The 18,006-nt window shown below is 67.5% G+C and carries 18 protein-coding genes and 5 pseudogenes; 13 read left to right on the forward strand and 10 right to left on the reverse strand.

The genetic code is table 11. From position 1 onward, the window contains the following. Positions 1-550, forward strand: a 550-nt coding sequence (locus ABT063_RS33905) for an SPDY domain-containing protein (protein WP_351063761.1), incomplete at its 5' end; no start/stop codon positions are given. Positions 551-585: 35 nt separating this feature from the next. Then, positions 586-1,603: pseudogene (locus tag ABT063_RS33910) on the forward strand (MSCRAMM family protein). Between the two features lie 110 nt (positions 1,604-1,713). Here ABT063_RS33910 and ABT063_RS33915 read toward each other — a convergent pair. Further along, a complete protein-coding gene (locus ABT063_RS33915) occupies positions 1,714-2,838 on the reverse strand; it encodes a PIN domain-containing protein (RefSeq protein ID WP_351063762.1) in 1,125 nt (374 codons plus the stop codon). Positions 2,839-2,996: 158 nt separating this feature from the next. Between ABT063_RS33915 and ABT063_RS33920 the strand changes: the two genes are divergently transcribed. Further along, complete coding sequence (locus ABT063_RS33920) at positions 2,997-3,485, forward strand: hypothetical protein (RefSeq protein WP_351063764.1); 489 nt, start codon at positions 2,997-2,999, stop codon at positions 3,483-3,485. Between the two features lie 97 nt (positions 3,486-3,582). Here the strand turns inward: ABT063_RS33920 and ABT063_RS52395 are convergent. Then, positions 3,583-3,732, reverse strand: a pseudogene (locus ABT063_RS52395) (hypothetical protein); the annotation flags it as partial. 153 nt (positions 3,733-3,885) lie between these two features. On the opposite strand from ABT063_RS52395, the gene ABT063_RS33925 reads away from it, so the two are divergent. The 4 genes and pseudogenes from ABT063_RS33925 (at position 3,886) to ABT063_RS33940 (ending at position 6,836) form a co-directional block, all read left to right on the forward strand. Then, positions 3,886-4,245 (forward strand): PadR family transcriptional regulator, encoded by a 360-nt coding sequence (locus ABT063_RS33925; RefSeq protein ID WP_351063766.1) that lies wholly within the window; start codon positions 3,886-3,888, stop codon positions 4,243-4,245. Further along, positions 4,242-5,090: a hypothetical protein gene (locus ABT063_RS33930; RefSeq protein ID WP_351063768.1), complete on the forward strand. Its 849-nt coding sequence runs from the start codon at positions 4,242-4,244 to the stop codon at positions 5,088-5,090. The genes ABT063_RS33925 and ABT063_RS33930 overlap by 4 nt, the downstream gene beginning before the upstream one ends. A 297-nt stretch (positions 5,091-5,387) precedes the next feature. After that, positions 5,388-6,108, forward strand: a pseudogene (locus tag ABT063_RS33935) (dienelactone hydrolase family protein). A 473-nt stretch (positions 6,109-6,581) separates the two neighbouring features. After that, positions 6,582-6,836, forward strand: coding sequence for a hypothetical protein (locus ABT063_RS33940; RefSeq protein ID WP_502990931.1), 255 nt, complete (start codon positions 6,582-6,584; stop codon positions 6,834-6,836). A gap of 2 nt (positions 6,837-6,838) precedes the next feature. On the opposite strand, the gene ABT063_RS33945 is transcribed toward ABT063_RS33940, so the two are convergent. The 4 genes from ABT063_RS33945 to ABT063_RS33960 all read right to left on the reverse strand — a co-directional run bounded on the left by ABT063_RS33945 (position 6,839) and on the right by ABT063_RS33960 (position 10,298). Further along, positions 6,839-7,471: a DUF2461 family protein gene (locus ABT063_RS33945; RefSeq protein WP_351063770.1), complete on the reverse strand. Its 633-nt coding sequence runs from the start codon at positions 7,469-7,471 to the stop codon at positions 6,839-6,841. Between the two features lie 14 nt (positions 7,472-7,485). Then, positions 7,486-7,620, reverse strand: a complete 135-nt coding sequence (locus tag ABT063_RS33950; RefSeq protein WP_351063772.1) for a hypothetical protein — start codon at positions 7,618-7,620, stop codon at positions 7,486-7,488. A gap of 303 nt (positions 7,621-7,923) precedes the next feature. Then, positions 7,924-9,120 carry a TIR domain-containing protein gene (locus ABT063_RS33955; RefSeq protein ID WP_351063774.1) on the reverse strand — a complete coding sequence of 399 codons (1,197 nt, stop codon included), beginning with the start codon at positions 9,118-9,120 and terminating at the stop codon, positions 7,924-7,926. A 317-nt stretch (positions 9,121-9,437) separates the two neighbouring features. After that, positions 9,438-10,298: an abortive infection family protein gene (locus ABT063_RS33960; RefSeq protein WP_351063776.1), complete on the reverse strand. Its 861-nt coding sequence runs from the start codon at positions 10,296-10,298 to the stop codon at positions 9,438-9,440. A gap of 282 nt (positions 10,299-10,580) precedes the next feature. On the opposite strand from ABT063_RS33960, the pseudogene ABT063_RS33965 reads away from it, so the two are divergent. The 3 genes and pseudogenes from ABT063_RS33965 to ABT063_RS33975 all read left to right on the forward strand — a co-directional run. Further along, a pseudogene (locus tag ABT063_RS33965) lies at positions 10,581-10,853 on the forward strand (DUF317 domain-containing protein); the annotation flags it as partial. Between the two features lie 137 nt (positions 10,854-10,990). Continuing rightward, positions 10,991-11,281, forward strand: coding sequence for a hypothetical protein (locus ABT063_RS33970; RefSeq protein ID WP_351063778.1), 291 nt, complete (start codon positions 10,991-10,993; stop codon positions 11,279-11,281). Positions 11,282-11,296: 15 nt separating this feature from the next. After that, on the forward strand, positions 11,297-12,118 hold the full coding sequence (locus ABT063_RS33975; protein WP_351063780.1) for an SPDY domain-containing protein: 822 nt from the start codon (positions 11,297-11,299) through the stop codon (positions 12,116-12,118). 168 nt (positions 12,119-12,286) lie between these two features. Here ABT063_RS33975 and ABT063_RS33980 read toward each other — a convergent pair whose 3' ends face one another. Together ABT063_RS33980 and ABT063_RS33985 are read right to left on the reverse strand one after the other, a co-directional pair. Beyond that, entirely contained in the window at positions 12,287-12,982 is a 696-nt protein-coding gene (locus ABT063_RS33980; protein ID WP_351063782.1) for a hypothetical protein, read from the reverse strand. A 76-nt stretch (positions 12,983-13,058) separates the two neighbouring features. Further along, entirely contained in the window at positions 13,059-13,517 is a 459-nt protein-coding gene (locus ABT063_RS33985; RefSeq protein WP_351063783.1) for a hypothetical protein, read from the reverse strand. 172 nt (positions 13,518-13,689) lie between these two features. On the opposite strand from ABT063_RS33985, the gene ABT063_RS33990 reads away from it, so the two are divergent. Then, positions 13,690-14,658: a DUF6615 family protein gene (locus ABT063_RS33990; RefSeq protein ID WP_351063785.1), complete on the forward strand. Its 969-nt coding sequence runs from the start codon at positions 13,690-13,692 to the stop codon at positions 14,656-14,658. Positions 14,659-14,716: 58 nt separating this feature from the next. Here ABT063_RS33990 and ABT063_RS33995 read toward each other — a convergent pair whose 3' ends face one another. Beyond that, positions 14,717-16,447: a relaxase/mobilization nuclease domain-containing protein gene (locus ABT063_RS33995; RefSeq protein ID WP_351063787.1), complete on the reverse strand. Its 1,731-nt coding sequence runs from the start codon at positions 16,445-16,447 to the stop codon at positions 14,717-14,719. An 84-nt stretch (positions 16,448-16,531) separates the two neighbouring features. On the opposite strand from ABT063_RS33995, the gene ABT063_RS34000 reads away from it, so the two are divergent. Then, entirely contained in the window at positions 16,532-17,017 is a 486-nt protein-coding gene (locus ABT063_RS34000; RefSeq protein ID WP_351063789.1) for a hypothetical protein, read from the forward strand. Positions 17,018-17,026: 9 nt separating this feature from the next. On the opposite strand, the gene ABT063_RS34005 is transcribed toward ABT063_RS34000, so the two are convergent. Next, the gene (locus ABT063_RS34005; protein ID WP_351063791.1) at positions 17,027-17,524 is read right to left on the reverse strand and encodes a plasmid mobilization protein; all 498 of its coding nucleotides are present in this window, start codon (positions 17,522-17,524) and stop codon (positions 17,027-17,029) included. 392 nt (positions 17,525-17,916) lie between these two features. Between ABT063_RS34005 and ABT063_RS34010 the strand changes: the two are divergent. Further along, a pseudogene (locus tag ABT063_RS34010) lies at positions 17,917-18,006 on the forward strand (aldehyde dehydrogenase family protein); the annotation flags it as partial.

An 18,006-nucleotide genomic window follows, 5' to 3' on the forward strand; every position in this document is an offset into this window, starting at 1 on the left:
CGTCCTGTTTGGACCGGCGGCCTGGCAGATCACCTTTGACGCCACCACCCCGGTCGAACTGCTGCACGACGTCCACACCGAACTGCTCGACCTCTACCTCAAAGACCGCCACAGCGCCCGCGACTGGCTGTACGAGGACGACACGGCGCCACACGAGGCGTACGCGCCGCTGCTTGCCCGCGGCTGGAGTCACCGCGTCAAGACCGACAGCACGCAGACCTTCAACTCCCCGGAGGCCCTTGGCGCCGTGCGGCACCGCTACGACGCCACCACCGGTTCCGACGCGCCTGCCTGGAGGGCCTGGAGCGGATACCCGAGTGAGCCGCACTGGCGTGCGCAGTTCTCCTTCGGCACGCCTACCACGCTCGTCGCGGCCTTCACCGCCTCGCTGATCTCCACCGAGCCGGTGCGCCGCACCGTGAAGGACATCCCGTTCCACACCCGCGGCCACCTGTACGTCGCAGCAGCGACAACGACCGCCACGCAGGCTTCCCTCTCCTCGCCGGTCGCCACGCCTCCTGCGGGCCCGGCCCCGTCCCGAACCCGCTGACCTCCCTTTTTGCCGATCAAGGAGCCCCTCTTCTCATGCACGCTCGAATCGTCCGCGGTGCTGTCCGATCTGCTGCCGTCGCCGCGGCGGTGACCGGCACCCTTACCTGGACGCCGGCCGCGACCGCCCAGTCGGCCGTACCGACGCCCTCCGCCGCTCCCACCGACACCTCCGAGCCCGACGCGGGCAGCGTTGCCATCGTCAAGAAGGACCCGGCTGGTGATGTCCTCGAAGGCGCAGCCTTCCTCCTTCTCGACGCCGCCGGCGTGGAGGCGGGCACCGGCAAGACCGACGCCCAGGGGAAGCTGACCTTCACCGATCTCGCCCCCGGTGTCTACCGGTTGAAGGAGACCGACTCCGGTAGCCCGCTGCACGACGTGGTCGCCGACCAGGACGTCATTGTCACGCCTGGCAATACCGCGCCGTTGACGATCATCGATCCCTTCAAGCCCGCCTCGGTCCGGCTGAAGGCCAAGGACAACAAGACCGGCAAGCTGCTGGCCGGATCCACGGTCAACATCGGCAGCGGCGACAAGGTCATCCTGACCCTGACCACCGGATCCGACGGCACGGTCAGCGGCAAGCTGCCCATCAACTCCCGTACCGGCAGCGACTTCTGGGTCAAGCAAGTCAAGGCACCCCGATGGCTACGAGATCTACAAGCCCTCGAAGGCGTTCAAGGCCAAGCCGGGCGACCCCGTCACCGTGACCGTCACCAACGCCAAGACCTCCACCACCCCGCCGCCCACGGAGAAGCCGTCCGACAAGCCCACCATCAAGCCGACCGGCCGGCCCACCTCGGACAAGCCCGGCAAGGATGAGGACACCCCGACGCCGTCCGCCTCGGCATCGGACACCCCGGCTACCGACGAGACCACATCGAGCACGGCGGCCCCCGCACCCGAGGGCGCGCTCGCGCACACCGGCGCGGACGCCACCCCGTGGCTCCTCGGCGGGGCCGGGCTGCTCATCGCGGCTGGAGGCGGAGTCCTGGTAGCCACCCGCCGTCGCCGCACGGACGACTCCGGCGGGAACAGCTCCCGCGAGAGCTGACCCGCCCCGCCCGCTGAACTCGGCCCCTGGAGTCCTCGTGATTCTGGGGGCTTTGGCGTGTGGGCAAAGGTGTCGATGCGACCGAGCTGGCGAGGAGTGACGGCGCTCTCCTACCGAAGCTGCTCATCTCCTGCGGCAACCCCCGCCCTGTGAAATTCTCTGCTCTGCTGGGATGGGTGAGCCGGGCCGGGTTCGGACACGTCAAGGGCCCTGAATTCTTCAGCGGTCAGTGACCGGGGTGGGTCTTGGCGGAGAACGGTTAGCCTGGGGTCCTTGGGGTCTGGGGCGAACAGCACCCGAGCAGTCCAGGACCAGCCTGCACCGGCAAGTACGAGGTCCTCGGCCGTCGTTGAGAGACTGCAGTTCACGGCGCCGCTCATGTGCCAACGGACGATGGCCGTATACCACTCAAGATCGCCGATGCGATACGCCTCCAGCCCCTCCGTCGAAACCATGACCGCCGAGTCGATCTCGCCACCGCTCGCGTAGGCGGTGACCGGCTCACTGCTTGGCCCGAGCGCGGCGGTGCATTCGAACGGCGTGGGCAGGTGCCACGGCTTCCTGGCAGCGCGCACAAGCTCCTGCACGGCCGTAGCTGATTTAAGGACGCCGACCGCCAGCCCTTCGTCCGGCGTCGAGGCTCTCGCGAAGCGGGTCATGACCTGATCCAGGCTGGTGAAGTGCACGAACCTGTCGCCCAGGCGAGCGACGTCCTCCCGCATTGGGGAGACGTACGACGTTCCGTCGCCGAAGTCCCTGGTGTTGGCGCTGACGAAGTAGACAGTCTCTTCAGGGTTCTGGCGTGCGTACCACACTGCGGACAGCCAGATAGCGGCATCCCGGGAGCCGGTCTTCTCGCCTTTGGACGTCTTGCATGGAGCGAGGCCGTTTGCCTCTCTGAAGACTGCCATTTCCAACGCTAAAGCGCTGGTGGGGATCACCTTGACCACAGAGCGCCACCTGTCGCTCCAGGTGGTACGAACCCGATCCGGGTCGCAGGCGTCGAGCGATAGGTCCAGCGGCCACGGGGTGACCTTCTGCAAAGAGGCGAGGGCTTGGACGGCTGCTTCGTACTTCTCCCGATACTTGATTGCCTGTTGAGCCACGATCTCGTGGCTGACCATCTTGGGGATGGCTACCATCTCAGCGCCGACGGCCCGAATCGCCCGCAGAAGGTCGGCACTGCTGCTCTCCGGGCTGAAGGTTCGGAGGATGCTGGTGTCCAGGATGATCAACGCTCGGCTCCCAGTTCTTCGGCGCTGCGAAGTCGCAGGATCCCAGGACCGTATGCGAGCGCGCACGGGCTTTCTGCAGGGGCACGCAGGACGTTGTCCTGCGTCATCGGACCTTGAGCGTGTGCCATCGAAGGTTGAGTACGCCTAGGCTCACGCCCATGCCATGGTTCGCACTGCTGTCCACCGTGCTTGGAGCCGTCGTGGGTCTCGGGTCGGCGTTGCTGTCGGACCGCGTGCGCTGGGGGCGGGAACGCAGCGACGCTCGGCTGAGTACACAGAGAGACATCTATGTCGCGTTCCTGACCGCCCTGCACCAGGCCAACCAGGGCCTGCGAAGCGTTTCGCTGGGCGACCATCCGACAGAAGTCGCCCGGAACTTGGCGGCACGAGCGGCATTCCGCGATGCTCAGCTGGTTCAGGCGCGCGAGCACATCATGCTTACGGCGCCGGAGCCAGTCGTCCGAGCGGCTGATGCTACGTTTCGGGCCCTGCGCACGCTGCGTGACCGCATTGCCCTGGGCGAGGGTGTTCACTCCCCAGGCTATGAGACGGATCTGGCGACGTACGACAGCCAGCTCCACTCGCTGCGCAACGCCATCCGCAAGGACCTGCGAACCGACGCGCTAAGCCTCGCGATACCGCTGTGACCAGCGCATACCGCTCCATCTTCGATGGCGCACGCTCAAGGTCCGATGACACAGGACAGACATCCCGGCACGCGATGAGTCGAGCCTTTGCCGCGTGATCCGCCCCGGTCGCGGCTCCTTCGATGACGACCAGACTCTCGTCATGACGGGTCAGCAGCCGCTCCAGCACCGTCTCAACCGTCGCCGGCCACGGCCATCGGCGGCTCCCGCACACCAGCACCTGCGGCTCCTCAAGCACCAGCGTCACCGGATCACCTCACTCGCCGACCACCTTCCCAGACAGCACTGGCAGCCCCGGATCACGGCACCAGCAGCAGATCAACTCCCTTCTCCCAACCTTCACTTGAGGATTCACGCGTTCCGCCTCGACGCTTCCAATGCCATATATAGAGTTAGGGATGTGAGGACCCCATTTCGCATCACGTCGGCCACGCTCGACGTTCTCGAAGCGTTCCTGGTGTCCCGCGAAGAGCTCCACGGCTTCGCGGTCGCCAAAGCCGCAGGCAAACCGACCGGCTCCATCTATCCGATCCTGGGCCGCCTCGAACAGGCGGGCTGGCTCGACAGCCACTGGGAGGCGGAGAACCCTACTGAGGGCCGCCCCCGCCGCCGCTTCTACTTCCTGACCCCGACCGGCGCCCAGGAGGCACGCAGCATCGTCATCGAACGCCGCGGCCAGCTGCCGACCCCGGCTGTCGCGCAACCGCCCCGCCCCAAGCTCGCGTTCGGCTTCCTGACCCGATGGGCGGGCGCCTGGTGAACGACGCTTTAACCAATCTGCTCATCCCCACCGCCCTCGGCATAGTCATCGGCGAGTGCACCGAGGTCTCGCCCTGGCTCGCGCGCCGGATCCTGCGGCTCGCCGCCCGCCTGCTGGGCAACCCTGAGGCCACCGAGCGCTACGAGGCCGAATGGCTCGCTCTTCTCGACGAACGGCCCGGCAAACTGCTGAAGCTGTTCTTCGCGTTCTGGATCGCCCTGCGCGGCACCTGGACGCTGCGGGCCATCCACCGGCCCATCGTCTCCGCACCGGAGTCACGCTCGGACCAGGCCACCGAATCAGACTCGGAAGGGCCCCAGCAGCCGCCCGCGAGCGACAGGCAGCATGACCGGCCCCGCCCCCGGCCGCGGCCCGCAGCCCCGCCCCGGGGCGTCGTGGTCAGGGGGCACTACCGCGCCCGGCGGCGATGGCCACACCGGACGTCGTCACAGCGCCCTCCGAACGTGATCCCCCTTGGCCTCGCCGTCCTCGCGCTCTGGATCATCCACCTCACCACCACCACGGACGACCTCGCGGGATTCGTCAAGGCCACCGTCTCGCTGTCGTTCCTCGCGATGCTGACCTGGCTCTACTGCACGATGACCATGAAACGCGTCCGGTCCCGTCTGGCCGCCGCCTCGCTCCGGAAAGAGGACTGGGCACTGCGCATCACACGGGTCCCCGACGGGACGTTCCGGCGCATCAGGAAGGCCCTCGCCGACGGCGAAGACGTGCACATCGTCGTCCCCGGACACAACGGGGCCAGCTTCGTCCGCGTCATCGACATCCCGCCCTTCAGCGGGCTCGCTGTCGTGGTCCGGCCCAGACGCCGCCCGCAGTCCTGACCCGTCCGAACCCGGGGCTCTGGCAACAGCCGGGGCCCCCTCGGCATTTCCCCAGATCAGATGGCACTGTCAATGCCGTCTGTGGCGAGTGGCTCCGTGGCATCCGGCCACGGAGCCTCCGCAAAAACCCGTTGGCGGACCACGGCGACCACTGCTAGTTTCCCGGAGGCCGTGCGAGAGAACGAGGAGGTGGTACCCGTGAACACAGTATCGACATGGGTGCTCCCCTCCGGGGTCACGGTCGGGCGATAGGTCGTCCGGGAGCGCCAATCAAGCGCACTCCCGAAAGGCACGACCATGCGATTCACTTCTGAGCAGCGCCTCGACGACGGCGTCCTCGAACGCGAGTTCACCCTCGGCGAGATCCCCGGCACCCTGTGGACGCCTGGATCCGCCGCACCGGCCCCGCTGATCCTGATGGCCCACAACAACGGCCTGCCCAAGGCGGAACCCCGGCTGGTAGCCCGCGGCCGGCACACCGCGGCTCACGGCTACGCGGTGGCCACCATCGACGCCGCCGGGTGCGGTGATCGGCCCCGTTCCGCCGCCGACGAGCAGGCCCGCGCCGACCTCCGCCGGGCGATGCAGGCCGGCGAGCCGGTCGACGAGATCTTCGAGTCCCTCGTCGGCCCGCTGGTCGAAAAGGCGGTCCCGGACTGGCGCACCACCCTGGACGCCCTCCTTTCGCTGCCCGAGATCGGCGGCCCGGTCGGGTACTCGGGGTGGACCGCCGTCGGCATTCGGCTGGCGGTGGTCGAGCCGCGCATCGCGGCCGCCGGTTTCTTCGCCGGGGGTTACGTGCCCCGCGCAGCGCGAGGAGGCCCGGCAGGTCACCATTCCGCTGCTGCTCCTGCTGCAGTGGGACGACGAAGGGAACCCCCGGCAACGGGCCCTGGACCTGTTCGACGCCTTCGGCAGCAAGGAGAAGACGCTGCACGCCAATCTGGGAGGGCACACCGGCACCCCGTGGTTCGAGCTGGAGGACGGGTGCCGGTTCTTGGACCGACATCTGAAGTGAGGCCGGGCCGTCTGGCGGACAGCAGACGGTAGGCGGTGTCGGCCAGGATGCCGTCATCGAGGCCAGGTGCCGGCCCTCCTCGATGGCGGTGGCCGGCAGATGCACAACCGCCCCGATCGCGGCGGTACCGGCCAACGGCGGTATCGGGCGGTCGGGGCGGCGCGAGGGCGTGGATGCCTAGGTTCGGTGTCAAACGATTGGATGACAGGGCGACTGGCTTCACTGTTGTAGGGTCTCGCGCTTCGCTGCATACGCCGAGGCTGTGACCTGCGACTTCTCGCGGTGTCTCACGCTGCTTCATCTGCGGTTGTCTCGGCTCGCGGCGCATCCCCGCCAGGTTTGCTGAGGCCGCTCCGGACGGGCAGATCGCTGACCTGCGGTGTCTCACGGCCCGCTTTCACCCGGGACGGCTGTGCGGTCGGCTGTGTGGGGGTGCCGTACGGCGGGAAATGCGGAGGTCGTTCTGCCGCCGGATGTTCGACCGCAACATCACGCTGCGCGGGGGCATCGCCCCGGTCCGCGCCCGCATTCCCAAACTCCTGCCGGATGCGCTCTCCGGGGCCCTCGATCCGGGGCCCGTCTTCGACGGTGCCGTCCCCCTGGCCGAGGTGCCGGACGGTTATCGGGCGATGGACGACCGGTCGGCACTGAAAATGCGCATCACCGTCAGAGTGCGGGGGCCGGCGGCACGGGTGTGGTTCCTCCCGTACCGCGTGGCGCCCTCGTGATGTCAGGCGGTGCGCTTCACGTGGCGGACCAGCCACATCAGCAGAGCGTCCAGGTCGGCGGCGGCCGAGAGGACCCGGTCGACCGCCTCGGGGGTGTGCAGCCACTCCTCGCAGCCGAGGGGACGGGCAGCGATCAGCGAACGGTGGCGCAGCAGGTTCGCACGGGAGTGGTCGGTCGGGTAGCCGCGCGGGGGTCGTTTCATCACGTCTCCGGAGATGTCGTAGCCCTTCTTCCGCACGTCCTCGACGATGTCGGACAGTTCGCGGCCGCTCCTCTCGGAGGCCACGGCTTTGCGGAACATGTCCACCTGGCCGGGATCGGGGTACCACCAGGCGCCCTGGATCCGCAGGCCGTCCAAGGCGAACCGAAGACCGATCTCGATCTTGCGGCCGAGTCGGATCACCGCGCCCTGGTGCTGCCACCACCAGGAGTCGGTGCGGTAGTGCCAGACGGAGAAGTCCTCGTACCGGGGGTCGGTGTCCGCGACCTCGTTGAGCAGGGCGATCATCGGCTGCCGGACCAGGCGTTCGCGGTCCGCGCGGTAGCGCTCGCGGGTCGCGTGGGTCGGTTCGCCCTGGAGCTGCCACAACACGTCCATGGCCTGCTCCGGCCAGCCGGTGAACTGTCCGCGCATGCGCGGAGGATAGCTCACCCATGATCCGCGCGCGCGGAGAGTGAGACGGGCAGGGAGGCGTAACCCCAGACAAGGTGGGAGGTGCTGCGGCGGGGCTCGCCGGCCAGTTCGATGTGCCGTGCGCGGTGGGCGAGTTCGTCGAGGAACACGGAAAGTGCAGTCGATATGAAGCGGGCGGTGAGATTGTGCAGCCGAACTTGAGATCCCACAATGTTTGTAGGCTCTCAGCGGCCATGTCATCCAGCGACGCTGCGACCTCGGGCCTCTCCACACGTCTCATGCCGTGTCATACGCCTGCTGTCTCAGAACCATGGCACTTCCTTTCGGCTTGCCCGGCTCGACCAGGGACCTCGCGCCAGCCAGACGTGTCCAGGTGAAGCGGCACACTTGCCGCGAATTAGCGAACCTGTTCCATGAGGCCAGTTTATTGAGTGCCAGCCTGTGGTGGTGACCTAAAGACCAAACTGGCCGTCGGGCCACGGGTCATCCTCGCCCGGCCCGAGAACTTCGCGGTGAAACCACGTCGGAAACTCATCTCCCAAGACATCTCTAGCGAGCCCCCGTGTTGCGGCATATGCTTTATCGAGGTGATGTTGTGAGGTCAATCGCTCCTTCAATATCGACAGCAAGGCGTCCCGCTCTCCTAGATGCGCCAACAGCAGTAGGTAGTTCCACGACCAAAAATCACCGCGTTGAGCGGAGATTGATCGGTAGTAGCCTCGTTTTGCCGCTGTGACGGCTACTTCGGGCGGGATATTGGCAAGGGCGAAAAGGTATTCTTCCCGAACCGGAAGCGTCGCCAATGCGGGATTTAGTATCGCCTGCACTCGCTCGTTGCGCCGCTCCCACTCGTCCTCACCTTGCACCGGTTCTGTATCGTGATACACGCGCTCGGCGGCGCGCAGGGATAGGTCCGCTGCCTTGCCGCTGATCATAATCGGATCACTCAGGAACTGGCGGATTGTTCCCAATGCATAGTCGGCATTTTGGAGGCTCCCCGGCCATCGCCGGATCTCCTCTGAGAAGACATATTCCTCCACCAATTGAAATGCTTCTTCTGGGGACTCAATGGAAAGCGTGCTGCCTAGCCGGGTAAGCTTCGTCCTGAGTTTAGCGACCCGCTCGTCAACTGCTGGGCGCGTTAGATCGTCCTTGGGTGATAGAGCGGATCTTGCCTCCGCGGCAAGTAGGGCCGCACGTAGATGCTCAACATCTGGCGCCTCTAGAATCTTTTCTATGAGGAGTCCCACAAATTCGCCGGGGGGTGTGGTGCGGAGGTCTATGTAGAAAACATCCGGAGCCAAGCCAGGAATTTCGGTATCGTCGAAGCGGGCGGGAAGAATGTATTCTTTGTCGTGATCCTCAAGCGCCCTGCTTTGTGCGCTTCTTCGCTCATGGGTGGGCCACGCCTTGCGCGCATAGTCAGCGGACGCGAAGATTACGCAGTATTCAGATTCAAGCCTATATATGCGATCAAAGTGTTCGGCTCCCCGCTTTCCCCAGAGATGCACCCGCTCGTACAAGTCATAGAATACCGAAACGCCTTGATCGCGCAGACCTGCGGCTACGGCGTCTACGTATTCACGCTGCTCTCCGGCGAATGAAAGGCAGACGTCGTACCGATAATTTCCCGGAACGGCGTTCTTCACTATAATAGGGTAAGTGAGCGTCTAGCCTCCTGCCACCTGGAACAGCAACACCCCTGTCAGCAGATGAAATCTGAGGAACTGTAGCAGTGCAGAATCTCGCGGCTCGTGGTACGACCGTCCTTGCTGACCAGCGGCTCTTAACGCTGTCTCAAGTTGATGGAACAGCCGGTCCGTCTCACGGCCGGGGCATTTCCTCAGGGTGTAGTAGGCCCGCCGCGGGACCGGTGGGCGGGAGGTCCAAGTTGGCGAGCTGAAGTCACGCCTGCGGGGTGGCGCGATCTGCTCCACCCCCGAACCTGGCCCTCTTCGCGAAGTGATCAGACCTTGGTCTTGCGCCACGGCGCGGCGGGGTCCGAGAGCGTGTCGAGGATCAGCTCGCACCAGGTCACGGCAGCATTGACCGTCAGGCGGGCATGACGCACTCCAAGCCCAGACGGTGCGCTCGCCTGACCGTGACCGCTGCCGAAGCCCTGGTTGCGCAGTTCGGCGACGCCGACTGCGATGTTCACCGAGCCCGAAAGGATTCTCTTCACGGCCTTGCTGCCGTCCGGCCCATCAGGAGCCGAGCCAGCGTCGAGTTTCAGCGCCTTCTGGACCGTGCTGATCAGGGCTGGGAGCGCGGCGTTCCGGTCGACCTCGATGTTCAGCTCCTCAAGAGCGGTCTTCGCCGTTGCCTCGATGAGCTGCTTGGCCGCGCCGATGGCCCCATGGGGATCGGTGGTCAGGTCCCTCCGGATGCGCTCCAACTCGATCGTGATGCCGGAGGCGTCGCTCAGGGTGCTGAGGTCGCGGACCAGCACTGGCGGGTTGGACCAGGAGATCCTCCCCTCCTTATCGAGAGTGAAGTCGTCCCGCTCCAAGCGGACCCTGATGTCGTCAAGCCACTTAGGAGTTCCCTGATCGTCCGGGTTCCGGTACGCGCGGATGAAGTCCTCGAAGACCAGGAGTACTCGTCGAACCTGGTTCGGGTCCGACCAGTCCACGCCCTCCGCGTAGAGCATGAATTCAGTCCGCCGCTGGCCTGAGTCCTGGTACTTCAGCTCATCTGGCGGGATGGGCGCGAACCCGTGGTCCTCCCACAGTTCGGCGACAATCCGGACGGTCAGGTCCGTGGCCAGAGAGCGGAAGGCGTTGCGGGTCGCCGGGCTCACCAGCTCCCGCCGTGCGGTGACGGTCATGGTCTGAAGATAGGAGCAGACCCTGACACCGTCACTGTCTTTTCCCAAGGTGACGTCTGATCCATGCCGCGCCCGTCTGACCAACCAGCCTCGGGTTGCGGCTGATCGGCCACTGGGTGGCCGTTGGTCGTGAGATTCGGCCACGGAATCTGAGATCCCACAACTGTCCAAGGACAGCAGTTCGCCGCGGGCAGACGGGAAAGATCCACGAAAGACTGGCCAACGTGTCCAGAGGCATGTCAACGTAGACGAACTCCCCGAAAGTGCCAGGTCAGAGAGGTGATTGCCCGTGATCACGGCTCACGTGAGCCCGGATTCTCCACCACCGTCGAGGCCCTGCGACTGCGTGAGTGGCAGCTCGGTCCAGGCCAGCCCACGCTCGTGATGGACCAGTTCTCCGCCGACGACTTCAACCTGGTCGTGGACGACCGAGCGGACGTGCACGTCAACTCGAAGGACGGCCGCGGCCCGGCCAAGCTGCGCGCGTAACACATGTCCTTCGACACCGAGACGCCGGCCGATATCGTCGCCGTCGCCGTGGCGTGCGTACTGGACCCCCCGGCCTTTGTGAGGGGCAAACTCGAGTTGGCCTTCGGGAAACTCGACTCGGCCCTGCATCCCTTTCCCACCCATCGAGCGGCGCGATACTCCGCCGTCCCGTAAGCCTGCTTCCCCATGCAAGGAGACTTCCCGTGGAGCCCTCGGAGATGACCGTCGGTGATCTCATCGACCGCCTGTCCACCTGCCACCGGACCGCGCCCCTGCGGCTGGCGATGAACCCCTTCTTCCCCATGGCCCACCGCGCGGCGCAGGTCGTCGAGGCCCGCGATGAGGCCGGACAGCCCGTCGTCTACCTGGCCGAGGGACGGGACGCGGACAGCCAGCTCGGGCATCTGCCGCCCGAGGTAGCCGTCGTCCTGACCTGGCAGGCCCCCGTCCAGGCGCCCCCGCGCCGCCCCCGCCGCACCGCCGGCGGACAGTAGACCCGCACCCAGCCCTTGGAGGCGCCCCTGAACCCCAACCCCCCGCTCGATCCGTCTACCCCGGACCGCGCCCAGCCCGCGTACTGGGTCGGTCCCCGGCACCTGGCCGGTGACGACGGACGTCTCTACGACGCCGTCGCAGACACGCTCGCCGGCCTCAACTGGACGAGCCTGGCGATCGTCCGCGGCCGCCAGGAGCCGGACGAGGCGCCGGAGGACCGGCAGGTCCTGCGCAGCACCGTCCTCCACATCAGCCCCGACACCCTCCGGTGGGCCCAATGGGTGCTGCCGGACGAGCCGTTCCACTTGGGCGAGCTGCCGATTGCGTGGCAGGTCTCCGCCCGCGAGGACGTGACCACGCCGCTTGCGCAATGGTCCGCCTACTTCACCCCCGACGTCCCGGGCGAGGTTCTTGTCGACTTCCTCCTCGCGCTCGACGCCCGCGACCAGCCCACCACCGCGTTCACCGGGCCCGAGGTGGTCCTCGACGCCGTCACCGCGCACGGCTGGCTCCGCGACGTCGACCAGCCCGACGCGGGGGCGACGGATCCGACCTTCACCTCCCACCTCAGCCTCGGCGAGGTGCCGCCCCTCATCCAGGACGCCGACCCCGGCGCCCTGACCGTCGAGGCGGACGAGGCGGGACCGGCCGGATGGCAGGCATGGGCACAGCCCTTCCTTGGTGCGCCCTGCCTGTGGGCCGTGTCCTTCGGCGCCAGCGTGCCGCACGACCTCGTCGCCGCCTTCGCTGCCTCCCTCAGCTCCACCGCGTCGGTCCTGCGCCGGGTCCTGCCTGAGAGCACACGGGACCGACTCCTGCGCGCCCCGGCTGGCTGAGCACCGGCGCACCGTTCGCATACGAAAGCCCGGCCCCTCGATTTCGGGAGGCCGGGCTGTGTGCTGTACCGGCCTGCGTCTACGCCTCCGAGCGCCGTTCCCGGAGGGCGGGATGCGCCACGGCGCCCCCGGCCATTCGCGTGGCCTGAGGCGCCGTGGCGGGGAGCGTCAGCGGGATGCTGTCGTCTTGGCGAGAGCCTTGTCGAGGTGCCGGTCGACGAGGGCGGGGGAGCCGGAGACGATGAGCAGCACGTTCCCGGAGCGGACCGCGGTCTGCTTGACGACGCTGTCCTGCCCGCCGGCGGAGAAGGTGAGGAGCTGGCTCCACCGCTCGTCACCGAGCTGGGGCGCGGACATCTTCTGCGTGGTGACGTCGATTGCGTTGCTGCCGACGAGGACCTGGTACGCCGGGCATCCGGTCATCGCGTCGAAGATCCGGCCGGTGTCGTCCGAGAGCTTGTCAGCGGAGTCGCTGTACAGCTCCTCGGACACTTCCGAGTCGCTGCCGCCCGTGTAGGTGAAGGACGCCTTCGCCTTGCGGGGGAAGTCGAGCGAGCCTCCGGTGACGGCATCGCCGCCGAGCTTGTCCAGGGCGGGGCAGCCGAGGACGGTGACGTCGTGGTGCTGCGCGGGGCGCTCGGGAGTGCGGGTGTAGCCGCTGCCGAGGTCGCTCTCGTCGAGCAGGAGAGGCTTCAGCGCGGCCGACGACAGCGGCGCCGTCTGTCGTTCGCTGTTCGCCGGGGTGCCGGCGCGGGCAGCGGACGAGGTGGTGGGCTTCGCCTCGCCGGAGTCGGTGGAGCAGGCGGGCAGGGCGAGGGCGGTGACGGCGGTGAGGCCGAGGGCGGTGGCGACGCGAACACGCACGGAGAGACCCCTTGGTGCTAGGCAACAGGTTGGGCAGTACGGGCCCGTGGGCCCGGTGGGGTCGCAGGGGAGGGGGTCAGTGGCCGAGGTGGCGCAGGCAGTCCTCGAACGTCGCGTGCGTCGCGTCCGAGGGGCCGGAGTGCCGGTTGAACCAGGCGGTGTCCAGACGCGGTTCGAGCTGCTGGTGCCCGGCGCGGCAGCGAAGCCACACCTGGCCGCTGGCGGAGATGATGAGCCAGTCCCGGTACGTCTCGCACTCGGCGCAGGCGACGACTTCGTCGTCCAGGACGACGGGCCATGGCCAGGGCATCATCCGTCCCTCGACCTGGTCGTGGCTGGGCACCCGCAGCTCCGGCGGCAGGAAGTCGTCCACGACCGGCGCCGGCTCAGCGGGCGGTTCCCGAACGCCAGTCTGCTGCGCGAGGTGCGGCAGCGGCGCCTGACCAGCGAGCCTCTGCGTTTCCAGCTCCGCGTGCCTGCGCCGCATAGCGGCTATCTCTTCCTCCGCGCGGCGGCGCCGTATCCGGTGGAACAACCGTGGTCCTCCCTCGTCTCGTCCTGCACACATGATGATCGTGCCGCAACTCCCTGACCAGCTTCCATTCACAAAGTCAACAGCAGTTGCCCAAGGCAAGGAGGCAGATGCGGGGTGAGCCCGCGCGGTTGGTCGGCTCCGTCTGTCAGTGGCCTCTGGTTAGCTGATCGGCGTGATCGGACGCGCTCTCATATCGGCCAGTGCCGCCAAAACGGTTCAGCAGCCGTCGCTGTGCGACGTACTGCTGTGGATGGCTGGCGACACCTTCCACTGGTTGCACAACGGCCATCACTACTACCCTCCCGCTCCCGGTGAGGAGAGCCTCACTGACATGCACATCCGCCACCTGCGCCAGTTCCTCGGCGACCGCGTCAAGATCTTCCAGTTCAACAAGGATCAGGAGCGGCAGAACGGAGCGGACTGGGAGCTGTGGATCCACGATCGGTCCCATGGAGTTGGCCTGCGCATCCAGGCCAAAAAGGCGAGCAAGCAGGGAAGATACCCCTTCGCGCACGTGGTCAAGGGCACGAATGCTGACCAGTGTGCGCTGCTGCTTCAGGACGCCCTGAAGGTCCGATGTGTGCCTGTGTACCTGCTGTACAACCACTGGGAATGGGACGGTGCGGATCTGGAGGCCGAAGCAGAAGCGGAGCAGGCGGGTCTTCTATGTGGTCACGGAGTAGATGACCCGGCTCGCCATGGTGCGACGCTGCTGTCGGCCTATCGGGTTGCGAGCGAGATCCAGCGGAAGCGGGACGGTCACAACCTGCGTCACCGCGCCCTTTGGCGTGAATCGCTGCCGTGGAACAGGGTGTTGTGTGGAGGCCGAGCCGTCAGCGGGACCAGCCATCAGGTCCTCACCGGGGTCGCCGACGCAGTCAGAGGACTGATACGGCCCGGCATGCCCGCAAGCACGCCGAACAGGGAGGAGGCCGAGGCCGGCGGCGGCATCCTGCGTGATGGCCCGAATCTTCTGCCGCTGCATGTGGTCCGACTCCTTGAAGCGCACGAAGCCGAACCGCCGCCCCCGCCGGTGCCCACTGCCACGACTGTGCTGGTGGATGTCAGCGACGACAACGAGCAGACGCACACATGGGAATTCGTAAGTTGTGTTCGGCCCTCGAATCCTGCACGACGGTGAACTCCTCACAGTTCGGCTACCGGGCACCCGGTGGCGCGCTGCAGGGCGGCAGTTCGGTTTATCGGCGGTCCCTGGCTGATGGGGTGTCTGAGGAGGACCGTGATACTGGTCGTGGAGCACGCTGTCTCGGCTGACGCTTGGTGTCTTCCGTGGCTGCCCCTGCGTACGGCATGCCGGTCGTGTCAGCGGGCAAGTCCGCGGCCCGGCGCAGACGCCACACGAGGACCTCGCTGATCGACGAGGCCGTGTCGAGTTCGCGCTGTCCCACAGCTTCGGCAAGCAGAGCGGCAGGATTGTGGCCGGCGGCTTCTGCGTCGACCAGGGTGGCAGCGAGCGCGTACCAGCCGGGCTCGGCGAGGATCTGCTCAGCCAGCTCCGGTACCGCTTCGCGCAGCAGGGCCGTCTGGCGCAAGCGCAGCGAGCGGTTCAGGTGCCGTCCCCGTTCGTAGAGGATGCCAAGTGGCTGTGCTGCGGCGGCCTTGTACGCCGCGCGCAAGTGTTCGGCGGCCTGGTGCGCTGCGGCTGCCTGCTGGGCGTGGTCCTTCTTGGCGTGCCAGTGGGCTGCGGCGGTAATGAGGAAGAAGAGCATGTCGATCGCCATCGCTGTGGTTGCGCCGTCCTCACCGCGACCGAGGGCCGGACCGCCATGGACGAGGTCGCAAGCGGCCTGCCGCAGTGCCCGATCGTGGCCGCGTTCGGCTTGGACGTGGGATCGGGAGGCGCGCTCGAACGCCCAGGCTGCTTCTCGCAGTTCACTGCGGGTGTGGGCGGCGGAGGTCTGCGCCAGCGCGTCCAGGACCTCGCCGGCTGCCGCGATGTACGCGGCGGCCACCGCGTCGTCGCCATGCTCGACGATCAGCACGGCCTGCCATGCGGCCGAGGCCGTACGTCGGCGGGCGGAGGCCGGGCTGCTCGGTGCTGGCTTCCTCGGCGCGGTGCCCGGGGTATGGCCGTCGGCGGACCAGCGTTCCCGGATGCGGGGGAGGGACAGGTCCGGCGCGAGGCGCGCGCCGGGGTAGAACACTGGCTCGTCCTGGGCGTTGCGGTCCTCGGGCAGGGCGACCTTGTACCCGAGCAGGTCCCCGGACGGGGCGATGCGCTTGCGGATGAGAAGGCCGGCGGCGGCCAGCCGGTCGAAGAACTCCTCCTCGCTGGTTGCGCCGGCCACTGCGCGGCGCACGGCCTCGCGCAGTTCCTCCCGCGCGGTGCGCCCGCGGCCCTGGCGCTCGGCCTTGTGGCGCTCGGCGCTGGTGGGCCGCTTCGCGGCGGTACCGTCACCCTTGTTGAGGCGGCGCAGTCCCATCTCCTTTTCGAGTGCGCGGGCTTGGGCTTGGACGCGGGCGGCGTCGTGGTCGAGGTCGGGCTTGTAGCCGTCCTCGCGGACGAGGGTGGCGACGATGTGTATGTGGTCGTCGGCGTGGCGGACGGCCGCCCACCGGCAGCCCGCGCCCTGCTCGGGGTCGTCGATGCCGGCGGCGGCGACCATGCGGCGGGCGACGTCGCCCCACTCCTCGTCCGTGAGTATCCGGTCCTCGGCGGCGTTGCGGACAGACAGATGCCAGACGTGCTTCGTCGGCCGCTCGGACTCTTCGATGTTCTCCAGCGGCTGGTCGAGCAGCTGCTGGAGCTGCTTGAGCGTGGCGGACTCGTCGCGGCCGGGGTCGGGAGCGTTGTTGTCCCAGGAGGCGACCAGGTGCGGGTCGATGTGTTCCTCGAACTTGCCCGGCCCGTACAGGTAGTACAGGAGGCCGAGCGTGCGCTGCCCGCGCTTCTGGATCCTGGGGATCATGCTGCTGTCCTAGAACGATTGATCAACTGGGGTGGTCAGCGGGAGTGGTGCGTTCCAGGTCCTCGCGGCGGGAAGTCATCGCGGATGAACTGGATATCGCCGCTCTCCGCTCTTCTGGGAGTTGTGTTCGGTGTCGGCGCGACGGCGCTGGCCGATCGCCGGCGGTGGCATAGAGAGTCGGTCACCCGCCTGTTGGAGCTGCGTACGGCGCTGTACGCCGAGTACTTGGTCGCGATGGAGGAGACGGGGCAGGGCCTGCTGCGCGTCCTCAAAACCGCGGCGGCGGAGGAGCGCGTGGAGGCGGCCGAGGCGGCCTTTGTGGGCTTCAATCTCGGCGGCATCCGTCAGCGGATTCACGTCCTTGCCCCGTCTGACGTGTCCGAGGCCGCCGACGCGGTCTTCCGCGGCCTCCGGCGTGCGCGGGACTACGTTGCCACCGCCGATCAGCGGGACACGCAGGGGCTGAGTGCCTTGAAGGACGAGGTCGGGTGCCTACGTGACCGGTTCCAAGAGGCACTGCGGCGCGACGTCCGTGGCCTGCTGGCAGGTAGCGCGTCGTGGTTCGCGTGAGCTGCGCAATCACCGTCTGTCCAGCAGCCGGTCCGTGGCCGCTTGCACGCGGGTCACGGCGAGTTGGACCGCTGCGACGACCGAGTCGACCTCCGTGGGCTGACCACCGGAGTTGATGGCACGGGCTACCTGGTTGAGGTTGTTGCCCACTTGGCCGAGATGCCGGCGTGCGGCGAACAGCTCGGCGATCAGTTCGCGATGGCCGGCGATGGCTGCAGCAGTGTTGTCGAGGTCGTGCGCGGCGGCGAGGCCGCTACGTGCAAGGAAGGCGGGCAGGCTCGTACGGGTGGCGTTGGCGGCGGCGGCGAGGAGGGTCTTCTCGTCGTCGTTCAGGCGGACGCTGCACACGTAGTCACGCTTGTTCGCGGGCGGCTTCGGGGAGCGCTTGCGCGAGGTCTTCTTCACGGCGCGGCGCTTGCGCGGCGACGGCTGCTTCTCCGGCTGCGATCCGCCCTCGGTCGCTGCCTCGCGGACCAGCACCCCCCGGTGCTGGTCCGCTCCCGCCACCCCTGGGGCGGGATCTGGCCGAGACGCCTTCCCCGACGGGGAAGAGTGTCTTGGCCGATAACTTGCTCGCGCCGAGACCGAGTTGGGCTTCGTCTCGTGGTCCGGGGTGTTGCTGTTCTCGTTCGGGTTCGTCATCGGGTGTGGGGCCTCGTGGTGCGGATGCGGTGCTGGATGGTGGCGGCCAGCTCGACGATGTCGGCCGGTCCCGCGAGCACGCGGACGGGGCCGCCATGCTGGTGCTGGACGAGCCACTGGCCGGTCGGGGTGAGGACCGCGACGTGCAGGAGCCGACGACGGACCAGGACGTCCGCCCAGGCGCCGGCCTCGGCGGTGGTCGGCGCGGACGAGCGCGCGATGCGGGGGTCGATGGTGGTGCCTCCTGGAAATTGGGCTACTACCCGCCGACCGTCCTCGACGAGTGCCGGCAGGACATGCGCGTGGTGCATGAGGAGTCCTTCGGGCCGGTGCTCACCGTGGAGCGC

The sequence above is a fragment of the Streptomyces sp. NPDC002838 genome, from assembly GCF_040295365.1.
In the GTDB taxonomy this organism is placed as follows: domain Bacteria; phylum Actinomycetota; class Actinomycetes; order Streptomycetales; family Streptomycetaceae; genus Streptomyces.

Coding starts and splice junctions, on each gene's coding strand:
- ABT063_RS33920 (WP_351063764.1), top strand. CDS start 2,997: ATGCCATGGTTCGCACTGCTGTCCACCGTGCTTGGAGCCGTCGTGGGT.
- ABT063_RS33940 (WP_502990931.1), top strand. CDS start 6,582: ATGTTCGACCGCAACATCACGCTGCGCGGGGGCATCGCCCCGGTCCGC.
- ABT063_RS33945 (WP_351063770.1), bottom strand. CDS start 7,471: ATGCGCGGACAGTTCACCGGCTGGCCGGAGCAGGCCATGGACGTGTTG.
- ABT063_RS33960 (WP_351063776.1), bottom strand. CDS start 10,298: ATGACCGTCACCGCACGGCGGGAGCTGGTGAGCCCGGCGACCCGCAAC.
- ABT063_RS33995 (WP_351063787.1), bottom strand. CDS start 16,447: ATGATCCCCAGGATCCAGAAGCGCGGGCAGCGCACGCTCGGCCTCCTG.
- ABT063_RS34000 (WP_351063789.1), top strand. CDS start 16,532: ATGAACTGGATATCGCCGCTCTCCGCTCTTCTGGGAGTTGTGTTCGGT.